Here is a 17,246-nt window from a genome sequence, read left to right as displayed (position 1 = left end):
CGGCGACAACCAACCTGGGAGTACGACCATGCGCTGGCAACGCGGTAGACGCAGTGACAACGTGGTGGATGCGCGCGGCCGCTCCGGCAGGCGACTCGGCGGTGGCCTGAGCCTCGGCGGCGTGGCGATTATCGTCATCGTCGGCCTGCTGATGGGCCAGGATCCGTTGCAGATTCTTGGCCAGATTGCCGGCCAGGCCACCCAGCCGCAGGTCGCCCAGACACAAAGCGCTCCGCCGGCCAATGATCAACAGAGCGAGTTCGTCCGCGCCATCCTCGGCGACACCGAAGACACCTGGCGCGAACTGTTCCAGCAGGCTGGCCAGCAGTATCGCGATCCGCAACTGGTGCTGTTCTCCGGCGGCGTCAATTCCGCCTGCGGTTTCGCCAGTTCGGCGGTCGGCCCCTTCTACTGCCCAGGTGACCAGCGGGTGTATCTGGACATGGCGTTTTTCCGCGAGATGGAGCAGCGTTTTTCCGCAGCTGGCGACTTCGCCCAGGCCTACGTGATCGCCCATGAGGTTGGCCATCACGTGCAGACCCTGCTCGGCGTCTCCGCCAAGGTCAACGCGGCGCGCCAGCGCGGCGAGCGGGTCGAGGGCGATGGCGGCCTGTTGGTGCGTCAGGAACTGCAGGCCGATTGCCTGGCCGGGGTCTGGGCGCATCACGCACAGCGCCGACACGACTGGCTGGAAGCAGGCGACCTGGAAGAGGCGCTGAATGCGGCCAGCGCCATCGGCGATGACCGCCTGCAGAAACAGGCGCGAGGCCAGGTGGTGCCGGACGCCTTCACCCATGGCACCTCGCAGCAGCGCGTACGCTGGTTCAGCACCGGTTTCGAGAGCGGCCAGCCGGCGCGTTGCGACACCTTCAAGGCAGCGCGCCTGTAACGCCTGATCAGACCACGAAGCGCTTGCTCCACCAGGCGAAGCCGCAGGCTCCAGCGCCGCACAGAGCGATCACCAACGCCATGGGCACGGCCGAACCGTCATGCAGAAAGGCCACCAGCGCCGACGCGCCAGCGGCCACGCTGAACTGCATGCTGCCCAGCAAACCGGACGCGCTGCCAGCGTGCCGCCCTTGCCCGGCCATGGCACAGGCGGTGGCATTGGGCAGCACGCAACCCAGGCTGGCCACGCAGATGAACAGTGGAATCAACAGCGGCCACAACTGCGCCGGCTGCCACAGAGCCAACAGCAGCAGGCACAGCCCACTGACCACGTACACCAGCGCCACACGCCGCAGCCACAGCGCCGGCCCGCCGCTGCGCACCAGGCGCGCGTTGACCTGCGCCATGATCACGAAACCCGCCGCATTGCTGCCGAACAACCAGCCATAGTGCTCGGCCGGCACGCCGTACAACTCGATAAAGACGAACGGCGAGCCGGCGATGTAGGCGAACATGCCGGCCATTGCCACGCCGCCGGCCAGGCTGTAGCCCATGAACGGGGCGTTGCACAGCAGCGCGCGGTATTGACCGAAGGCACCGCTCAGCGGCGCCGGTGGCAGATGCTGCGGGCGCGTTTCCGGCAGCCACGCCAGCACGGCCAGCAGACACAGCCCGGCGAAGAGCGCCAGGCTATGGAAGATCCACGGCCAGCCCAGGGTGTTGAGCAGCAAGCCGCCCCCCAGCGGCGCGAGGATCGGCGCCAGGCCCATCACCAGCACCAGTTGCGAGAACACCTTGGCCGAGGCCAGCGGATCGCACAGGTCACGCACCACCGCGCGGGTAATCACCATTCCGGCGCAGCCACCCAAGGCCTGGACGAAACGCGCCGTCACCAGCCACTCCAGGCTAGGTGCCAGGGCGCAGGCCAGCGACGCCAGGGTGAACAACGTCACCCCGACCAGCAGCGGCAGTCGCCGGCCGAAACGGTCCGCCAACGGCCCATAGAACAGCTGGCCGATGGCGATACCAACGAAGTAGGCGGCCAGCGATAGCTGGATATGTTCGACATCGGTGCCGAACTGCTGGGCCAGGGTAGGGAAACTCGGTAGATAGAAATCGATGGCCAGCGGGCCAAAGGCGCACAGCGCGCCCAGAATCAGCAGCGTTCGCAGGTTCATGAATAGTCCGGACTATTGTTAGCCGGCTAATCATCTCACCGACCGGGTCGCATACGAAAGCGCGGGGTGTCGAACCACGCCCCTGCTGGCCCAATGCGCTTGCTGCTCATCCTCGACTTGCACTGCAGCGAGCCCGCTGCGCCGCCGACTTCACCAGCAACGGGAGCATCGGCATGACGCAGCACGCCACCAGCAGGCAGGGCAAAATCGGTACACTCGGCACCCTCTGAGCCTAGTTCCAAAAACCGGATCGCCATGCGTAGAACCAAAGAAGATGCGGAGAAAACCCGCTGCGCCATCCTCGCCGCCGCCGAACACCTGTTTCTCGAGCGCGGAGTCGCCCATACCAGCCTCGAGCATATCGCCCGGCATGCCGGGGTCACGCGCGGTGCAGTCTATTGGCACTTCCAGAACAAGGCCCATCTGTTCCATGAAATGCTCAACCAGGTACGTCTGCCGCTCGAGCCACTGGCCGAACAGCTGGCGGCGGTCGATGGCCTGTCATCGCTGCAATTGCTGCGCGACCTGTGCATAGAGGCCATGGCCAACCTGGTGCTGGACGAACAGCGCCGGCGCATCCTCACCGTGCTGCTGCGCCGCTGCGAGTTCACCGAAGACCTGCGTGAAGCCGAGGAACGCCACGAAACCTTCGTCAATCAGTTCATCGCCCTGTGCGAACAACAGTTCGCCCTGCCAGCGGTACAACCGCACCTGCAGCCCGACATCACTCCACGCCTGGCCTCGCGCACGCTGCACGCGCTGATCGTCGGCCTGTTCAGCGACTGGCTGCGCGATCCCAACCTGTTCGACGCCCAGACCGACACCCCGGCGATGATCGACAGCTGCTTCCGCGGCCTACTGCGGCAGTGGCCGTAGCAGGCGTAGACGACTGCATGGATGCCGAGGTGGTTCTCAACAGTTTCCCTGACTGATGCAGCGCTGCCCGCGACGCTACGCAGGCACCACCTCGTAACCCTCTTCGCGAATCGCCGCCTGAATCTGCGCGGCATCCAGCTGGGCATCGACACGCACCAGGCCGGCGGCGAGGTCGACCTCGACCCTGGCGGCCTGCTCCAGCGCCTGGATTGCCTGAGTGATGGCCCGCGAGCAATGACCGCACGACATTCCGCTAACCTTGAATTGCTGCATTGCTGACTCCTTGAATCAGTGGTCGATGGGTGTAGTCTCGACCTTGCCACGATGGCAAGGTCAAGCCTTTGCCCCATGTCATTCACCGCGTTTGTGTACGAGGCCCTTCGCCATGCGCCTGCTCTGCTCCACCCTTGTCCTGCTGATGGCGCCTCTGGCCCAGGCCGAACCGCTGGCACCATTACCCGCGACGAGCCAGGGCGAAGGCTACGCGGTGCTGATCGTCTCGCGCGAACGCCTCGAAGTGGCCACCACCTGCGAAGTCGCGCTGTATTTGCATGATCAGATGGCCGCCCGCCTGCACCAGGGCCAGTCGGTGTCCTTCAACCTGCCGCCTGGCAGGGTTTCGCTGCGCCTTGGCCTGACCGGTACCGGCTCCTGCCAGGACGGCATCAACCAGCTCGCCGGCCAGGCGCTGGAACTGCGGGCTGGTGAGGTGCGCCGCTACCGCATCGCCATGGGCAGCGATGGCCTGCGACTGCATGTCGCGCCGACGCTGAACTGAAGGCTTGACCTTGCCATGGGGGCAAGGTTGATCCTGTAGCCACAACGTTACCAGTCCGTTGAAGAACTACCTGCGTTGGCATTGCTGCGTTAAAGACGGCCTTGCGTGCGAGCTCTGTCAGAGTGCCTCGCCTGGGTTTTTCAACGGCCTGTCACAGGGAGCGCAACCATGACGACCTTCGACCTGCCGATCCAGGGCATGACCTGCGCCAGTTGCGCTGGCCGTGTCGAGCGCGCGCTGCGCAAGTTGCCGCAGGTAAGCAACGCCAGCGTCAACCTGGCCAACGAGCAGGCGCGTATCGAAGCGCCCGGTGGCAGCCTGCCGCAACTGATCACCGCCATCGAATCTGCGGGGTACAGCGTACCCAGCCAGCCCCTGGAGCTCGCCATCGAAGGCATGACCTGCGCCAGCTGCGTCGGCCGCATCGAGCGTGCGCTGGGGAAACTGCCGGGCGTCAGCCACATCGCCGTCAACCTCGCCGACGAAAAGGCGCGCCTGCAGGTGCTCGCCGGCTTCGACCCGCAACAGGCGCTGAAGGCCGTGGACGCCGCCGGCTACAAGGCCAGCCTGCTGGACGAACACCCAACCACAGACCTGGCGCAGCGCCGCTTGCAACGTGAACGCCTGACCCTGCTGGCCGCCATCGCCCTGACCCTGCCGCTGGTGCTGCCGATGCTGCTCGCGCCCTTCGGCCTGCACTGGATGCTGCCCGCCTGGGCGCAGTTCCTGCTCGCCACACCGGTGCAGTTTATCTTCGGCGCACGCTTCTATCGCGCCGCCTGGCAAGCGCTGAAGGCTCGTGCCGGCAACATGGATCAACTGGTGGCCATCGGCACCAGCGCCGGCTACGGCCTGAGCCTCTACCAGTGGGCCGTGACACCGGCCGGACAGATGCCGCACCTGTATTTCGAGGCCTCAGCGGTGGTCATCAGCCTGATCCTGCTCGGCAAGTACCTGGAGAGCCGCGCCAAGCGCCAGACCGCCAGCGCCATTCGCGCCTTGCAGGCGCTGCGCCCAGATCATGCGGTGCGCCTGGTGGAGGGGCGCGAGGAGCGCGTCGAGATCGACTCACTGGCGCTGGGCGATCGCGTTCTGGTCAAGCCGGGAGAGCGCTTCCCGGTCGACGGTCAGGTGGTGGAAGGCAGTAGCCATGCCGACGAAGCGCTGATCAGCGGCGAGAGCCTGCCAGTGGCCAAGCAAGTGGGCGACAAGGTCACGGCCGGAGCCATCAACGGCGAAGGCCGCCTGCTGGTGGAGGCTACCGCCCTCGGTGCGGAAACCGTGCTGTCACGGATCATCCGCCTGGTGGAGGACGCCCAGGCAGCCAAGGCGCCGATCCAGAAACTGGTGGACAAGGTCAGCCAGGTGTTCGTCCCCGCCGTGCTGCTGATCGCCCTGGCCACGCTACTGGGCTGGCTGGCCCTGGGCGCGCCAGTGGAAAGCGCTCTGCTCAATGCCGTGGCGGTACTGGTGATCGCCTGCCCCTGCGCCTTGGGCCTGGCCACGCCGACCGCAATCATGGCCGGCACCGGTGTCGCCGCGCGCCACGGCATCCTGATCAAGGACGCCGAAGCGCTGGAAGTGGCGCACGCCGTGCAGCACGTTGCCTTCGACAAGACCGGCACCCTCACCGAAGGCAGGCCGCGCATCGTCCATATCGGCCTGGGCGATGCCAGCGAGGCGGAACTGTTGCGCCTGGCCGGCAGCCTGCAACAGGGCAGCGAACACCCGCTGGCCAAGGCCGTGCTGGAGCGCTGTGGCGAGCAGCGCATCAGCCTGCCAGCGCTGAGCGACAGCCGTGCGCTGACAGGGCGCGGCATCGCCGGCGAGGTCGAAGGCCGCAGCCTGCAACTGGGCAGCAGCCGCCTTCTGGAAGAAAACCATCTGCAGGCTGGGGCATTGGCCGAATCGGCACAGGCCTGGGAAGCAGAAGGCCGCACCCTGTCCTGGCTGATCGAGACCACCAGCGCGCCGCGCCTGCTTGGCCTGCTGGCCTTCGGTGACCAGCTCAAGGACGGCGCCGCCCAAGCCATCGCCGAACTGCGCGAACAGGGCATCACCAGCCACCTGATCAGTGGCGACAACCAGGGCAGCGTCGCGGCGGTCGCCAGCGTACTCGGCATCGACGAGCCACACGCCCAGGTGCTGCCAGCGGACAAGGCACGCCTGATCGGCGAGCTGCGTCAACAGGGCACCGTGGCCATGGTCGGCGATGGCATCAACGATGCGCCGGCCCTGGCGGCTGCCGACGTTGGCATCGCCATGGGCGGCGGTACCGATGCGGCCATGCATGCCGCCGGCATCACCCTGATGCGCGGTGATCCGCGCCTGGTACCAGCGGCGCTGGACATCAGCCGGCGTACCTACGCCAAGATCCGCCAGAACCTGTTCTGGGCCTTCATCTACAACCTGATCGGCATCCCGCTGGCCGCCGCCGGCCTGCTCAACCCGATGTTCGCCGGCGCCGCCATGGCCTTGTCCAGCGTCAGCGTGGTGAGCAACGCGCTGCTGCTCAGTCGCTGGAAGCCGAGGGGAGATCAAATGCGATGAACATCGGCCAAGCCGCCAAGCACACCGGCCTCAGCGCCAAGATGATTCGCTACTACGAGGCCATCGATCTGCTGCCCCATGCCGGGCGCTCGGAGAGTGGCTACCGACAGTACAGCGCGAGCGACCTGCACCGCCTGGCCTTCATCAAGCGCGCGCGGGACCTGGGTTTCTCGCTGGAGGAAGTCGGCAAGCTGCTGGCCCTGTGGCAGGACAAGCAGCGCGCCAGTGCCGATGTGAAGGCGCTGGCCGAAGGGCATATCGCGCAGCTGGAACGCAAGATCGCCGAGATGAGTGCGCTACGCGACACGCTGGTCGAGCTGGCGACCAGCTGCCAAGGCAACGACCGGCCAGATTGCCCGATCCTCAAAGGCATCGAGCAGGGCGTAGGCTGTGGCGCTACGAAGTGCTCGCATCACAACGAAGGCACTGCGTAGCCTGGATGCAATCCGGGGCATTTGAGCGCCCCTGTGCCCCACAAAGCCAGGTACACGCGGCGCACCCTACGCAGTGGAGCCCTTTCAGCGCATCCAAGGCGGGATCGGTTCGGCGTCCTTGGGTTCGTCTTCGGCGTTGAGCAGGGCCTGCTTCTTCGCTTCCTCGGCCAGGGCAGCCTTGATCTCGCGCATCACCGCGTCGATATCGGCAGCGTCCTCGACGTCGGCGAACTCGCCGGTCAACGCCGTGTCGGGCTGTAGCTTGCCGGCCTCAAACAGCGCCCACATTTCCTTGGCGTACTTGGTGTATCTCAACTCGGGGGCGAACTGGCCGAAATATTCGGCCATGTTGCGCACATCGCGCTCGAGCATGCTGAAAGCATGGTTGTTGGCCGCCGCATCCACGGCTTGCGGCAGATCGATGATCACCGGACCTTCAGGGCCGAGCAGCACGTTGAACTCCGACAGGTCGCCGTGCACCAGGCCGGCGCAGAGCATCTTGACGATTTCCTGGATCATGAAGGCATGGAACTCACGCGCGTCGTCCGGGTGCAGGTCGACGTCATTGAGCCTGGGCGCAACGTCGCCCTCGCCGTCGCCGACCAGTTCCATGAGCAGCACGCCATCGAGAAAGTCGTAGGGTTTGGGGACCCGCACGCCGGCATTGGCCAGACGAAACAACGCGGCGACTTCGGCGTTCTGCCAGGCTTGTTCCTGCTCCTTGCGCCCGTACCTGCTGCCCTTGGCCATGGCCCGAGCCTGACGGCTGCCACGAACCTTACGGCCTTCCTGATATTCCGATGCCTGGCGGAAGCTGCGCTTATTCGCTTCCTTGTAGACCTTGGCGCAGCGCAGCTCGTCGCCACACCGCACCACATAGACCGCTGCTTCCTTGCCGCTCATCAGCGGCCGCAGCACCTCATCCACCAGGCCGTCCTCGACCAGGGGCTCAATACGTTTGGGCGTCTTCATCGGTGTGGATCACGGGTCCTTTCTGGCGGAGAAATTGATTACAGCCCCATCCTCGCATAGCCAGAGGCGGATGCCGACTGTTGATGTTCATGCACTGACCAGATGACGCCTGAGCGCCTCCATGGCGTAGCGCACCTTGGCCGGTTGCGCATCGCGCCGGGGCGTAACGATATACAGGCCGATGGATTCGAGTTGCCAATCCGCTAGCAGCGGCAGCAGTTCGCCACGGGCCAGCAGGTCACGGATTTCCGGTTCGGGCTGCAATGACACGCCCATGCCGGCGAGGGTGAACTGGCGCGCAGCCAGAATGTTGTTGCAGCTGATGCGCGTCTCCAGCCGCAGACGCTGCTGCACTGCGCCGGGGCCAGTCAATGTCAGGTGCTGGTTGCGCTCCAGATGCAGGCCGATCCAGTCGAGCCTGAGCAACTGCTGCGGTTCGACCGGCACACCGACACGAGCCAGATAGGCCGGCGCCGCGCACAGGATCATGCGCCAGTCGGTCACGTAACGGGCCACCAGGCTGGAATCCTCCTGGCGGCCGACACGCACGGCCAGGTCGATGCGCGACTCGACCAGGTCGATCGGCTCATCGTGAAAGAACAGGCTCAGGCTCAGCCCCGGATGCGCACTGAGCAAGGGCGACAGCGCTTCGCACAGCAGTGGCCCGGAAAAGCCGACCGGCGCGGCGACACGCAGCTCTCCGACCGGGGCATCGCGCTGCTCGGCCAGGCGCTGCTCGGCTCGCTGCGCCAGTTCGACGATCTGCCGGCAGCTGTCGTAGAAGCTTGCACCGGCCTCGGTCAGCGCCAGCTTGCGCGTGGTGCGATGCAGCAACGTGACGCCAGTGGCCTCCTCCAGCCGGCGGATCTGCTGGCTGACCGCAGAGGCGCTCATCCCCAGGGCTTCGGCAGCGGCCACCATGCTGCCCTTTTCCACCACGGTGGCGAACAGCGCCATGTGTTTGAGCTGCTCCATTATCAAGCCCTGCTTAATTATCCAAGTGCATCAGGCCACTTTTTCCCGCGTTTATCCAGCAGCGATCATGTGTTCACCATCACTATTCGAGATTTCCCCAATGAAGATCGCACTGATCGGCGCCACTGGTTATGTCGGCGCCCCGCTACTGCAAGAGGCCCTGAACCGTGGTCATCAGGTCACCCCCCTGGTGCGCCACCCACACAAGCTGAGCGCGCATGCGCAGCTCAGCGCCGTTGCGGCCGACGTTCACGACAGCGCGGCGCTGGCCCGACAGCTGCACGACCACGACGCGGTGATCAGCGCCTTCAACCCCGGCTGGGGTGTGGCGGACATTCGTGAGCAGTTCATCGCTGGTAGCCGCTCGATCATCGCGGCCAGCAAGCAGGCAGGTGTCAGACGCCTGCTGGTAGTGGGCGGTGCCGGCAGTCTGTACGTCGCACCCGGCGTGCAACTGATCGACACCCCGGACTTTCCCGCCGAGTACAAGGAAGGCGCCGAGGGCGCGCGTCAGGCGCTGAACATGCTGCGTGAAGAACCCGGGCTGGAGTGGACCTTTCTCTCGCCAGCCGCCCTGCTCGTTCCGGGGCCACGCACAGGCAAGTTCCGCCTGGGTCAGGACGAGCTGCTGATGAATGGCGACGAACCGGGCAGCATCTCGGTCGCCGACCTGGCCGTGGCGCTGATCGACGAAGCCGAGCGGCCGCAGCATATCCGCCAGCGCTTCACCGTGGCGTACTGAACATCGCGGCCGCTGCCCACGCCAATAACCCAGAGGATTTTTCATGAGCCCATTCAGCAGCTGTGCTTTCGTCACAACCGACACTCCGGCGCGCTACATCAGCCGCCTGTGCAAGCACTTCGCCCACAAGATTCCGGTCAGCTTCGATGAACATCAGGGCCGTATCGAGTTCGGCACCGGCCAGGCGACCCTGACAGCAGAAAATCAGGGTTTGCGCCTGCTGGTCGAGAGCGCCAACAGCGAGGACCTACAACGCCTGGAGGGCGTCGTCGGCAGTCACTTCGAGCGCTTTGCCTGGCAGCAGCAACTGACGCTGAACTGGCAACCCAGCTGATCGCTCAGAGCGCGTCCAACCTGGCGCGCAAACGGCGCAGCACCGCCAGCGACTCGGGGTTGTCGCCATGCACGCACAGGCTGTCAGCCCGCAGCCGCAGCGGCTTGCCATCGATGTCGGCAAAAGACTCGCCCTGAGCAATGGCCAGGGCCTGATCGAGGATGCGCTCGGCATCCTGGTGCACCGCGCCGCTGAGCCGGCGTGGTGCCAATTGACCATCTGACAGATAGGCGCGGTCGGCGAACGCCTCGAACATCAGCGGCACATCGGCTTCGTCAGCCAAGCGCAGCTCACGACCATTGTCGGCCAGCGCCAAGACCATCAGCGGCAGGCCCTTGCGGTAACTGGCACAGGCATCGAGCACCGCCATCAGCAGCGCATCGTCACGCACCAGATCGTTGTACAGAGCGCCATGCGGCTTGACGTAAGCCAGCTGACAACCGGCGGCCCGGCAGAAGGCATCCAGCGCACCGAGCTGGTAGAGCACCAGTGCCCGGACCTCCTCGGGCGAACACTGCAGATGACGCCGACCGAAGCCTTGCAGATCCGGGTAGGACGGATGCGCGCCAACACTCACCCCGTGCATCACCGCCAGCTCGACGCCACGCGCCATGATCAGCGGATCCCCGGCATGGAAGCCGCACGCCAGGTTGGCCTGATCGATCAGCGGCATGGCCAGTCGGTCGTCACCCATGCGCCAGGCGCCGAAGCCTTCACCCATGTCGCAGTTGAGAAGAATACGGTTCATATCTGCAGATTAGAGCGCCTGGAAAGGCTGCGTAAAGCCCTGGGGCCACTCGAGAATTGCTCGTATTTACAAAATTTACACCTACCTGCAGCCCAGCCACCACGGGCTCTGCAGCCGAAGCGCATGGGCATACATATCATTCGCAATTGAACCTTATATGCAAATCACTATCATCCCGGCCGTTTGCACTCGTTACGACTGCACCCTTTTACCGCCAGGAGTAGATCGATGTCCCCCCTCAATTCCCGTACTGCCTTGGCCAGCGCCATTGCCTTGGCCGCCAGTTTTGGCGTTCAGGCCAACGAGCCCATCACCTTGGGTGACGTGGTCGTCAGTGCGTCCGGCTTCGAGCAGAAGATCACCGAAGCCCCGGCCAGCATCAGCGTGATCAGCCGCGAAGAACTGCAGCAGAAACGCTACAACAATCTGGCGCAGGCCCTGGGTGATGTAGAAGGCATCGACATCGGCCAGGGCACCGGCAAAACCGGCGGCCTGAATATCAGCATCCGCGGCATGCCCAGCCAGTACACCCTGATTCTGATCGACGGCCGTCGCCAGAACACGGCAGGCAACGTCACCCCCAACGGCTTCAACGAAACATCCACCAGTTTCATGCCACCGATGTCGGCCATCGAGCGTATCGAAGTGATTCGTGGGCCGATGTCGACCCTTTATGGTTCGGATGCCATGGGCGGCGTGATCAACATCATCACCCGTAAAGTCGGCAAAGAGTGGACCGGCTCTTTGACCCAGGATTACACCTACCAGGAACACCGCGATTTCGGCGATACCCGCAGCACCAGCGTCTATGCCAGCGGCCCGCTGATAGGCGACCTGCTCGGCTTACAGGTAAGGGGCAGCCTGTTCAATCGGGAAGAGTCCGATCTGAGTTACGGAAACGGTGCGGACGTTAGCAAACGAGGCCCGTCTCCAGTCGATGGCGGTACCAACAATCTAGGGGCACGTCTAACTCTTACGCCTCACGAGGATCACGATTTCGGCCTGGATATCGAGCGCAGCCGCCAGAAGTACAACAACGACGAGTGCCAACTCGGCAGCCTGGATGGCTTGAACCGCAACTGCACTGCCAACGCCACCACCGCCAACGGTTATAGCGACGAGCTACGCTTCGAGCGCGAGCAGGTCGCCCTGACCCACAGCGCACGCCTGGGCTTCGGCACCCTGGATTCCAGCCTGATGCATAACCGTACCGAAACCATAGGCCGCACCATTCCAGGCAACGTTATCGGCAACAGCTCCGGAATCCCGGGCACACTCATCGGTGACGACCGAAATCTGGAAACCACCAATCTGGTTTTCGACACAAAACTCGTGGCCCCCATAGGCCAATCGCACATTGCCATGCTCGGCGGTCAGTGGTGGAAAGCCGAAATGACGGACGGCATCGCACTAGACGATTTCGAGCAGAAAACCTGGGCACTCTTCGCCGAAGATGAATGGCGTCTGCGTGATGATTTGGCTCTGACGCTGGGTGCTCGTTATGACGACCACGAAGCCTTCGGCGGCCACGTCAGCCCCCGCGCTTATCTGGTATGGAACACCACCGAAAACTGGACGCTCAAAGGCGGCGTCAGCCGTGGCTACCGTACACCAGATCTGAACGAACTGCACAGCGGCATCAATGGTGTCACCGGCCAGGGCACCATCATCACCATCGGCAACCCGGATCTAGAACCCGAAACCACCACCAGTACCGAATTCGGTGTGTACTTCGACAGCCTGTCCGGCCTTAACGCCAACGCCACCCTGTTCCATAACAAATTCAAGGACAAGATCGCCACCGGCGACCCAGTTGCCGACCCGCTATGCGCTGGCAACACTGGCGGCACCTGCGCCCAGCAGATCAACATCGACGAAGCCGTGACCCAGGGCCTGGAACTCGCCGCGAGCTGGAACTTCGCCCCAGCCTGGACGGTGAGCGCAAACTACACCTATACCGATAGCGAGCAGAAAAGCGGGGAGAACAAGGGTCAGCCGCTGACCAACACACCTGAACATCTGGCCAATGCCAAGCTCGCCTGGCAGAGCACCGCTCGCCTCAACCTTTGGCTGAAGAGCGAGTACCGTGGAGAACGTGCCCGTTTTACCTCCAAGTACGAGAACCTGGCCAACGCCAACGGCAGCTACTCCACCAACCAGTCGATCTACGACACTCTGGGCAAGAACACCAAGGCCTACACTCTGTTCCACCTGGGCGGCTCGTTCAAAGCCTCGGAAAACGTGACGCTCAACGCGGCAATCTACAACTTGCTCGACAAGGACTTCGTCAAGGGCAAGGCCTATACCACTTATGCCAATAGTGGTGCGGCCAATGGCACGGCCTACGGTACGGATTACATCCAGAGCACCCAGTCCACCACTGGCGTAATGGAAGAAGGTCGCCGCCTTTGGCTGTCGGCAGTGATCGAGTTCTGAGCACAGCTGAACAAAGCAAAACGCCAGCCCAAGGGCTGGCGTTTTGCTTTACGGGCGCTGCGCAGGGCGCCAGGAGGCATATTGCAACCTGGCCTCCCTTCGGTTGCCTTACAGGTAGTAGGACTTCAGCGGCGGGAAACCATTGAACTCCACCGCGCTGTAGCTGGTGGTGTAGGCACCGGTGGACAGCCAGTACAGGCGGTCACCGCTGGCCAGGTTCAGCGGCAGGCCGTACTTGTAGTTCTCGTACATGATGTCGGCGCTGTCACAGGTCGGGCCGGCGATCACCACTTCTTCCATCTCGCCCTTCTTCTCGGTCCAGATGGGGAACTTGATGGCCTCGTCCATGGTTTCGATCAGGCCGCTGAACTTGCCCACGTCAGCGTAGACCCAGCGCTCCACGGCGGTACGCGACTTGCGCGCCACCAGCACCACTTCCGAGACCAGAACGCCGGCGTTGGCGATCAGCGAACGACCCGGCTCGAGGATGATTTCCGGCAAGTCGTCACCGAAGTCTTCCTTGAGGAAGCGGGTGATTTCCTCGGCGTAGGTTTCCAGGTCGTTGGTGCGCTGGATGTAGTTGGCCGGGAAGCCTCCACCCATGTTGATCATCTGCAGGGTGATGCCGTCTTCTTCCTTGAGGCGCTCGAAGATCACCTTGACCTTGGCGATGGCGGCGTCCCAGACGTCGATGTCACGCTGCTGCGAACCGACGTGGAAGGAGATGCCGTACGGCACCAGGCCCAGTTGCTTGGCCAGGATCAGCAGGTCCAGGGCCATGTCCGGCTGGCAACCGAACTTGCGGCTCAGCGGCCAGTCGGCGCTGGTGGAGCCTTCGGTGAGGATGCGCACGTAGATCTTCGAACCCGGTGCGGCCTTGGCGATGTTACGCAGGTCGGCTTCGGAGTCGGTGGCGAACAGGCGCACGCCCTTGTCGAAGAAATAGCGAATATCGCGGGATTTCTTGATGGTGTTGCCGTAGCTGATGCGCTCCGGGCCAACGCCAGTGGCCATGACCTTGTCCAGCTCATAGATCGAGGCGATGTCGAAACTCGAGCCCTTGTCGCGCAGCAGCTCGATGATCTCGGTGGCAGGGTTGGCCTTGACCGCGTAATAGATCTTGGCGAACGGGAAGCAGTTGCCCAGTTGATCGTAGGCGTCGGCGATGATCTGCCGGTCGATCACCACGAAGGGTGTCTCGTGCTGATCGGCGAATGCCTTCATGCGCTGGAAAGTGGCGGGTGCGTAGTAGTCTTCGACCTTGATCGACATGCTGGGGACTCCAATGGCAAAACCAGGAACACATGAATTCGGGCAGCGAAACGCCTGACAGGTTCCGCTACGTGTCGGGGGTGGCCGCGCAAAGCACAAGCCTGAACGTCTGACAGTTTCCCCACTTTGGTTCGCCTACTTCCCAAGGCATGTCGCCGAGCATCACTGATCGCGGTGGGCCACCAGCGATCTCTCGTCGTCAGTACTTGAGCCGGATGGATCGTTTCCAGCATGGACGTTCGGGCGCGGACTTTAAGACCATGCGCCCCTCAGATCAACCGGAAATTGACCCTAATTTCATCTCGTTCCGGATATCACACAAAACGTCCTGAAATGCTGAACAGGCGGGGCTTTCAGACAGTTTGACGCAGCCGTGTTTCAGGGCCATTTCAAGCGCGAGAACGCCCCGCGTTTCAGTACACGTCACGGCGATAACGCCCCTCTTCGACCAGCGCCTGCAGCGCCTCGTCGCCGAGCAGCTCGCGCAACGCCGCATCGACGCCGCCAGCCATGCCCTGCAGGCTGCCGCAGACGTAAATCGCCGCACCTTCGTTCAGCCAGGCGCGCAGGCGCTCGGCTTGCTCGCGCAGCAGCCCCTGCACATAGCGCTTCTCGGCCTGGTCGCGGGAGAACGCCAGATCCAGATGCTGCAGCTCGCCCCTGCTCAGCGCCGCCTCCAACTCCTCGCCACAGAAGAAGTCCTGCGCGCGGTTGCGCTCGCCGAACAGCAGCCAGTTGCGTCCCTGCCCCGCCAGCGCGCGTGCCCGCCACAGCGAGCGCAGCCCGGCCAGACCGGTGCCATTGCCAATCAGGATCAGCGGGCGGTCATCGTCCGGCAGGTGGAAGCCGCTGTTGCGCCGCACCCGCGCCAGCAGTTGCCCACCAAGAGGCAGGTACTCGGTCAACCAGCCGGAGCCCAGGCCGAGGCTGCCGTCGGCCTGCTCGGCCTGGCGCACGATCAGCTCCAGCACGCCATCAGCCGCGACCGAGGCGATGGAGTATTCCCGCGTGCCCAACGGCACCAGCGCATCGACCAACGCCTGAGCGTGCAAGCCCACCAGGTGCGCGAAACTGTCCGGCAGTTGCCGTTCGGCCAGCGCCTCCTCGAGGCTGATCGACCGGCCATCCAGCATCACCGACTCGCGCCCATCCAAGCCGCAGTGCTGCAGCCAGCCCAACACCCGCGCTGGCGCGTGGCGCGGACGCATCTCGAGGATGTCACCGGCTTGCCAGGATCTCTGCGCCGGTGGCGTCAGACCGATGAAGAACACCGCTGCACCCTGGCTGCCAGGGTTGAGCAGACGGCGCTCGACCAGCGTCCAGTTCTGCCACGGCGCTTGCTCGAAGCGCATCGGCGCGGCGCCGGTGAGGTCGCTCAAATGCTGTTGCCAGCGCTGCAGCGCGGCCTCGTCGGCACCGTCGACCTCGACGCTGTCGAACAGCCGCTGGGCGCCCTGCAGCCCCAGCCAATCGTTGATGCGCCGGGCGAAACCGCAAAAATGCTGATACTGCCGGTCACCCAGGGCCAGCACCGCATAACTCAGTTGCCCCAGCGGCAGCGAGCTGCCAAGCACCTTGCGTTCGAAGCCCTGCGCGGTATCCGGCGCCTCGCCATCACCAAAGGTGCTGACCACGAACAGCGCCTTCTGCGTCTGGCGCAGGCTGTCGCTATCGAGGCGCGAGAGTGGTTCGACCCGCACTGGGATGCCGGCCGCCTGCAACTGCCCGGCGCTCTGCCAGGCCAGTTGCTCGGCGAAGCCGCTCTGGCTGGCGAAGCCTACCAGCCAGCCGTCGCCCGAATCGTCAGCCGTCAGCGTGCCACGTGCCGCCTGCGCCGCACGCTTCTTGCGTCGGCGGTCCAGGTACAGCAGCCAACCCGTGATGAAAAACAGCGGCATGGCGCCGCTGGCAATCATCATCAGGATGCGCCCCGGCATGCCGAAGTACTCCCCCGTATGCAGCGAATACACGCTGATCAGCAACTGCGCCTTGAGGCTTTGCTCGGCATAGCGCTCGTGGCCGCTGACTGCGCCACTCTGCGGATCGATCTGGAACTGACTGAGGGCGCGCGGATGCTCGGCGTCATCAAGCATATAGAAGACCGTCGCCGGCTCTCCGGCTGCCGCCGGCAGGCGCAGGTTCCAGGCCACCAGATGCGCCCCGGTCGCCTGGCGAATGCCCTGCCACATGGCCTCGTAGTCGACCTCGGGCACCGAGCCACTGGACACCTTGTGAGCACCACGGCCTGCCGAGCGCTGCTGCGGCGGCTTGTCGGCGAGCAGGTGTGTCAGCCCTTCACGGTACCAGTCATAGGACCAATAGAGGCCGGTGAGCCCGGCGCAGAGGTAGAACAGCAGCGCCCAGGTGCCGGCGACGGCATGCAGGTCCCAGTTGAAGCTGCGGCCTTTCTTCTTCCAGTCCAGGCTCAGCCAGGTACGCCAGTTCAACGCCTGGCGTGGCCAACGCAGATACAGCCCGGACAGGCAGAAGAAGATCAGCGCCAGGGTACTGAAGGCTGTGATCTGCTTACCCACCTCACCCATGGTGAGAAAGCGGTGCAGATTCAGGATCAGGCGGAAGAAGTCCTGGCCCACGGGCTTGGCCAGCACCTCACCGGTGTAGGGGTCGAAGATGATACGCGGGCCGCGTCGCTCACCCGGCAGTGGCGACAGGAAGGCCGTGCCGGGGCCGTCATGCCGGACATCGACCCACAGGCTGGTGACGCGGTCAGCGGTGGCCGCTTCGATCCGCGCAGCCAGTTCGGCCGGAGGCAAGTGCCCCTGCTCGCTTGGCTGAATCTGCCAGCGCTCAGCGTTGAGCGCCCGGGTGATCTCGCCCTCGAAGCTGTACAGGGCGCCGGTGATGCCCATGATGGCCAGCACCAGGCCGGCAGTGATGCCGAAGAACCAGTGCAGCTGGAAGATGATTTTCTTGAACACGACGATCACTCTTGCATCACGATTGAGAATGCCACCCCGGCAAACGAGATGCGATTCTATTTGAGATAGGTTTTCAATGAATAGGCTTTACATCGAATTTACCCACCCCCAGACGCAGAAAGTC

15 protein-coding genes are annotated in these 17,246 nt (G+C 64.0%); 8 read left to right on the top strand and 7 right to left on the bottom strand.

The features are described 5' to 3' along the window. Positions 1-28 precede the first annotated feature (28 nt). Positions 29-889 carry a KPN_02809 family neutral zinc metallopeptidase gene (gene ypfJ, locus PCLY_RS15535; RefSeq protein ID WP_061240544.1) on the top strand — a complete coding sequence of 287 codons (861 nt, stop codon included), beginning with the start codon at positions 29-31 and terminating at the stop codon, positions 887-889. A 7-nt stretch (positions 890-896) separates the two neighbouring features. On the opposite strand, the gene PCLY_RS15530 is transcribed toward ypfJ, so the two are convergent. Continuing rightward, positions 897-2,066 carry a multidrug effflux MFS transporter gene (locus tag PCLY_RS15530; RefSeq protein WP_061240543.1) on the bottom strand — a complete coding sequence of 390 codons (1,170 nt, stop codon included), beginning with the start codon at positions 2,064-2,066 and terminating at the stop codon, positions 897-899. 255 nt (positions 2,067-2,321) lie between these two features. Here PCLY_RS15530 and PCLY_RS15525 point away from each other — a divergent pair, with 255 nt between their 5' ends. Next, a complete protein-coding gene (locus PCLY_RS15525; RefSeq protein ID WP_061240542.1) occupies positions 2,322-2,942 on the top strand; it encodes a TetR family transcriptional regulator in 621 nt (206 codons plus the stop codon). Positions 2,943-3,017: 75 nt separating this feature from the next. Here PCLY_RS15525 and PCLY_RS15520 read toward each other — a convergent pair whose 3' ends face one another. Continuing rightward, entirely contained in the window at positions 3,018-3,215 is a 198-nt protein-coding gene (locus tag PCLY_RS15520; RefSeq protein WP_061240541.1) for a heavy-metal-associated domain-containing protein, read from the bottom strand. 112 nt (positions 3,216-3,327) lie between these two features. Here PCLY_RS15520 and PCLY_RS15515 point away from each other — a divergent pair, with 112 nt between their 5' ends. The 3 genes from PCLY_RS15515 to cueR all read left to right on the top strand — a co-directional run bounded on the left by PCLY_RS15515 (position 3,328) and on the right by cueR (position 6,704). Next, entirely contained in the window at positions 3,328-3,720 is a 393-nt protein-coding gene (locus tag PCLY_RS15515) for a hypothetical protein (RefSeq protein WP_061240540.1), read from the top strand. 168 nt (positions 3,721-3,888) lie between these two features. Beyond that, complete coding sequence (locus PCLY_RS15510) at positions 3,889-6,270, top strand: heavy metal translocating P-type ATPase (protein ID WP_061240539.1); 2,382 nt, start codon at positions 3,889-3,891, stop codon at positions 6,268-6,270. Continuing rightward, positions 6,267-6,704 (top strand): Cu(I)-responsive transcriptional regulator, encoded by a 438-nt coding sequence (gene cueR, locus PCLY_RS15505; RefSeq protein ID WP_061240538.1) that lies wholly within the window; start codon positions 6,267-6,269, stop codon positions 6,702-6,704. Before PCLY_RS15510 ends, cueR begins: the two co-directional genes overlap by 4 nt. Positions 6,705-6,788: 84 nt before the next feature. Here the strand turns inward: cueR and PCLY_RS15500 are convergent, their stop codons facing one another. Continuing rightward, positions 6,789-7,676, bottom strand: coding sequence for a PA4780 family RIO1-like protein kinase (locus PCLY_RS15500; protein WP_061240537.1), 888 nt, complete (start codon positions 7,674-7,676; stop codon positions 6,789-6,791). 87 nt (positions 7,677-7,763) lie between these two features. Further along, on the bottom strand, positions 7,764-8,651 hold the full coding sequence (locus PCLY_RS15495) for a LysR family transcriptional regulator (RefSeq protein ID WP_061240536.1): 888 nt from the start codon (positions 8,649-8,651) through the stop codon (positions 7,764-7,766). A gap of 100 nt (positions 8,652-8,751) precedes the next feature. Between PCLY_RS15495 and PCLY_RS15490 the strand changes: the two genes are divergently transcribed. Together PCLY_RS15490 and PCLY_RS15485 are read left to right on the top strand one after the other, a co-directional pair. Then, entirely contained in the window at positions 8,752-9,393 is a 642-nt protein-coding gene (locus tag PCLY_RS15490; protein ID WP_061240535.1) for an NAD(P)-dependent oxidoreductase, read from the top strand. A 43-nt stretch (positions 9,394-9,436) separates the two neighbouring features. Beyond that, positions 9,437-9,727 carry a DUF2218 domain-containing protein gene (locus tag PCLY_RS15485; protein WP_061240534.1) on the top strand — a complete coding sequence of 97 codons (291 nt, stop codon included), beginning with the start codon at positions 9,437-9,439 and terminating at the stop codon, positions 9,725-9,727. A gap of 4 nt (positions 9,728-9,731) precedes the next feature. On the opposite strand, the gene PCLY_RS15480 is transcribed toward PCLY_RS15485, so the two are convergent. Further along, a complete protein-coding gene (locus tag PCLY_RS15480) occupies positions 9,732-10,475 on the bottom strand; it encodes a 5-oxoprolinase subunit PxpA (protein ID WP_061240533.1) in 744 nt (247 codons plus the stop codon). A 228-nt stretch (positions 10,476-10,703) separates the two neighbouring features. Between PCLY_RS15480 and PCLY_RS15475 the strand changes: the two genes are divergently transcribed. Continuing rightward, positions 10,704-12,911, top strand: coding sequence for a TonB-dependent receptor domain-containing protein (locus tag PCLY_RS15475; protein ID WP_061240532.1), 2,208 nt, complete (start codon positions 10,704-10,706; stop codon positions 12,909-12,911). A gap of 108 nt (positions 12,912-13,019) precedes the next feature. Here the strand turns inward: PCLY_RS15475 and PCLY_RS15470 are convergent, their stop codons facing one another. Both PCLY_RS15470 and PCLY_RS15465 read right to left on the bottom strand, forming a co-directional pair. Next, positions 13,020-14,183 (bottom strand): type III PLP-dependent enzyme, encoded by a 1,164-nt coding sequence (locus PCLY_RS15470; RefSeq protein WP_061240531.1) that lies wholly within the window; start codon positions 14,181-14,183, stop codon positions 13,020-13,022. Between the two features lie 413 nt (positions 14,184-14,596). Beyond that, positions 14,597-17,122 (bottom strand): sulfite reductase flavoprotein subunit alpha, encoded by a 2,526-nt coding sequence (locus PCLY_RS15465; RefSeq protein ID WP_061240530.1) that lies wholly within the window; start codon positions 17,120-17,122, stop codon positions 14,597-14,599. Positions 17,123-17,246: the final 124 nt, after the last annotated feature.

Origin of the sequence: Ectopseudomonas composti (genome assembly GCF_001567565.1) — a bacterium.
GTDB classification, from domain to species: Bacteria; Pseudomonadota; Gammaproteobacteria; order Pseudomonadales; family Pseudomonadaceae; genus Aquipseudomonas; species Aquipseudomonas composti_A.
This window is presented reverse-complemented; position numbering and strand designations above follow the sequence as displayed.

Excerpts from the sequence above, each read along its gene's own strand:
- PCLY_RS15500 (WP_061240537.1), bottom strand. The coding sequence starts at position 7,676 with ATGAAGACGCCCAAACGTATTGAGCCCCTGGTCGAGGACGGCCTGGTG.
- cueR (WP_061240538.1), top strand. The coding sequence starts at position 6,267 with ATGAACATCGGCCAAGCCGCCAAGCACACCGGCCTCAGCGCCAAGATG.
- PCLY_RS15490 (WP_061240535.1), top strand. The coding sequence starts at position 8,752 with ATGAAGATCGCACTGATCGGCGCCACTGGTTATGTCGGCGCCCCGCTA.
- PCLY_RS15495 (WP_061240536.1), bottom strand. The coding sequence starts at position 8,651 with ATGGAGCAGCTCAAACACATGGCGCTGTTCGCCACCGTGGTGGAAAAG.
- PCLY_RS15525 (WP_061240542.1), top strand. The coding sequence starts at position 2,322 with ATGCGTAGAACCAAAGAAGATGCGGAGAAAACCCGCTGCGCCATCCTC.
- PCLY_RS15475 (WP_061240532.1), top strand. The coding sequence starts at position 10,704 with ATGTCCCCCCTCAATTCCCGTACTGCCTTGGCCAGCGCCATTGCCTTG.
- PCLY_RS15515 (WP_061240540.1), top strand. The coding sequence starts at position 3,328 with ATGCGCCTGCTCTGCTCCACCCTTGTCCTGCTGATGGCGCCTCTGGCC.
- PCLY_RS15530 (WP_061240543.1), bottom strand. The coding sequence starts at position 2,066 with ATGAACCTGCGAACGCTGCTGATTCTGGGCGCGCTGTGCGCCTTTGGC.
- PCLY_RS15520 (WP_061240541.1), bottom strand. The coding sequence starts at position 3,215 with ATGCAGCAATTCAAGGTTAGCGGAATGTCGTGCGGTCATTGCTCGCGG.
- PCLY_RS15510 (WP_061240539.1), top strand. The coding sequence starts at position 3,889 with ATGACGACCTTCGACCTGCCGATCCAGGGCATGACCTGCGCCAGTTGC.
- PCLY_RS15470 (WP_061240531.1), bottom strand. The coding sequence starts at position 14,183 with ATGTCGATCAAGGTCGAAGACTACTACGCACCCGCCACTTTCCAGCGC.
- PCLY_RS15480 (WP_061240533.1), bottom strand. The coding sequence starts at position 10,475 with ATGAACCGTATTCTTCTCAACTGCGACATGGGTGAAGGCTTCGGCGCC.
- ypfJ (WP_061240544.1), top strand. The coding sequence starts at position 29 with ATGCGCTGGCAACGCGGTAGACGCAGTGACAACGTGGTGGATGCGCGC.
- PCLY_RS15485 (WP_061240534.1), top strand. The coding sequence starts at position 9,437 with ATGAGCCCATTCAGCAGCTGTGCTTTCGTCACAACCGACACTCCGGCG.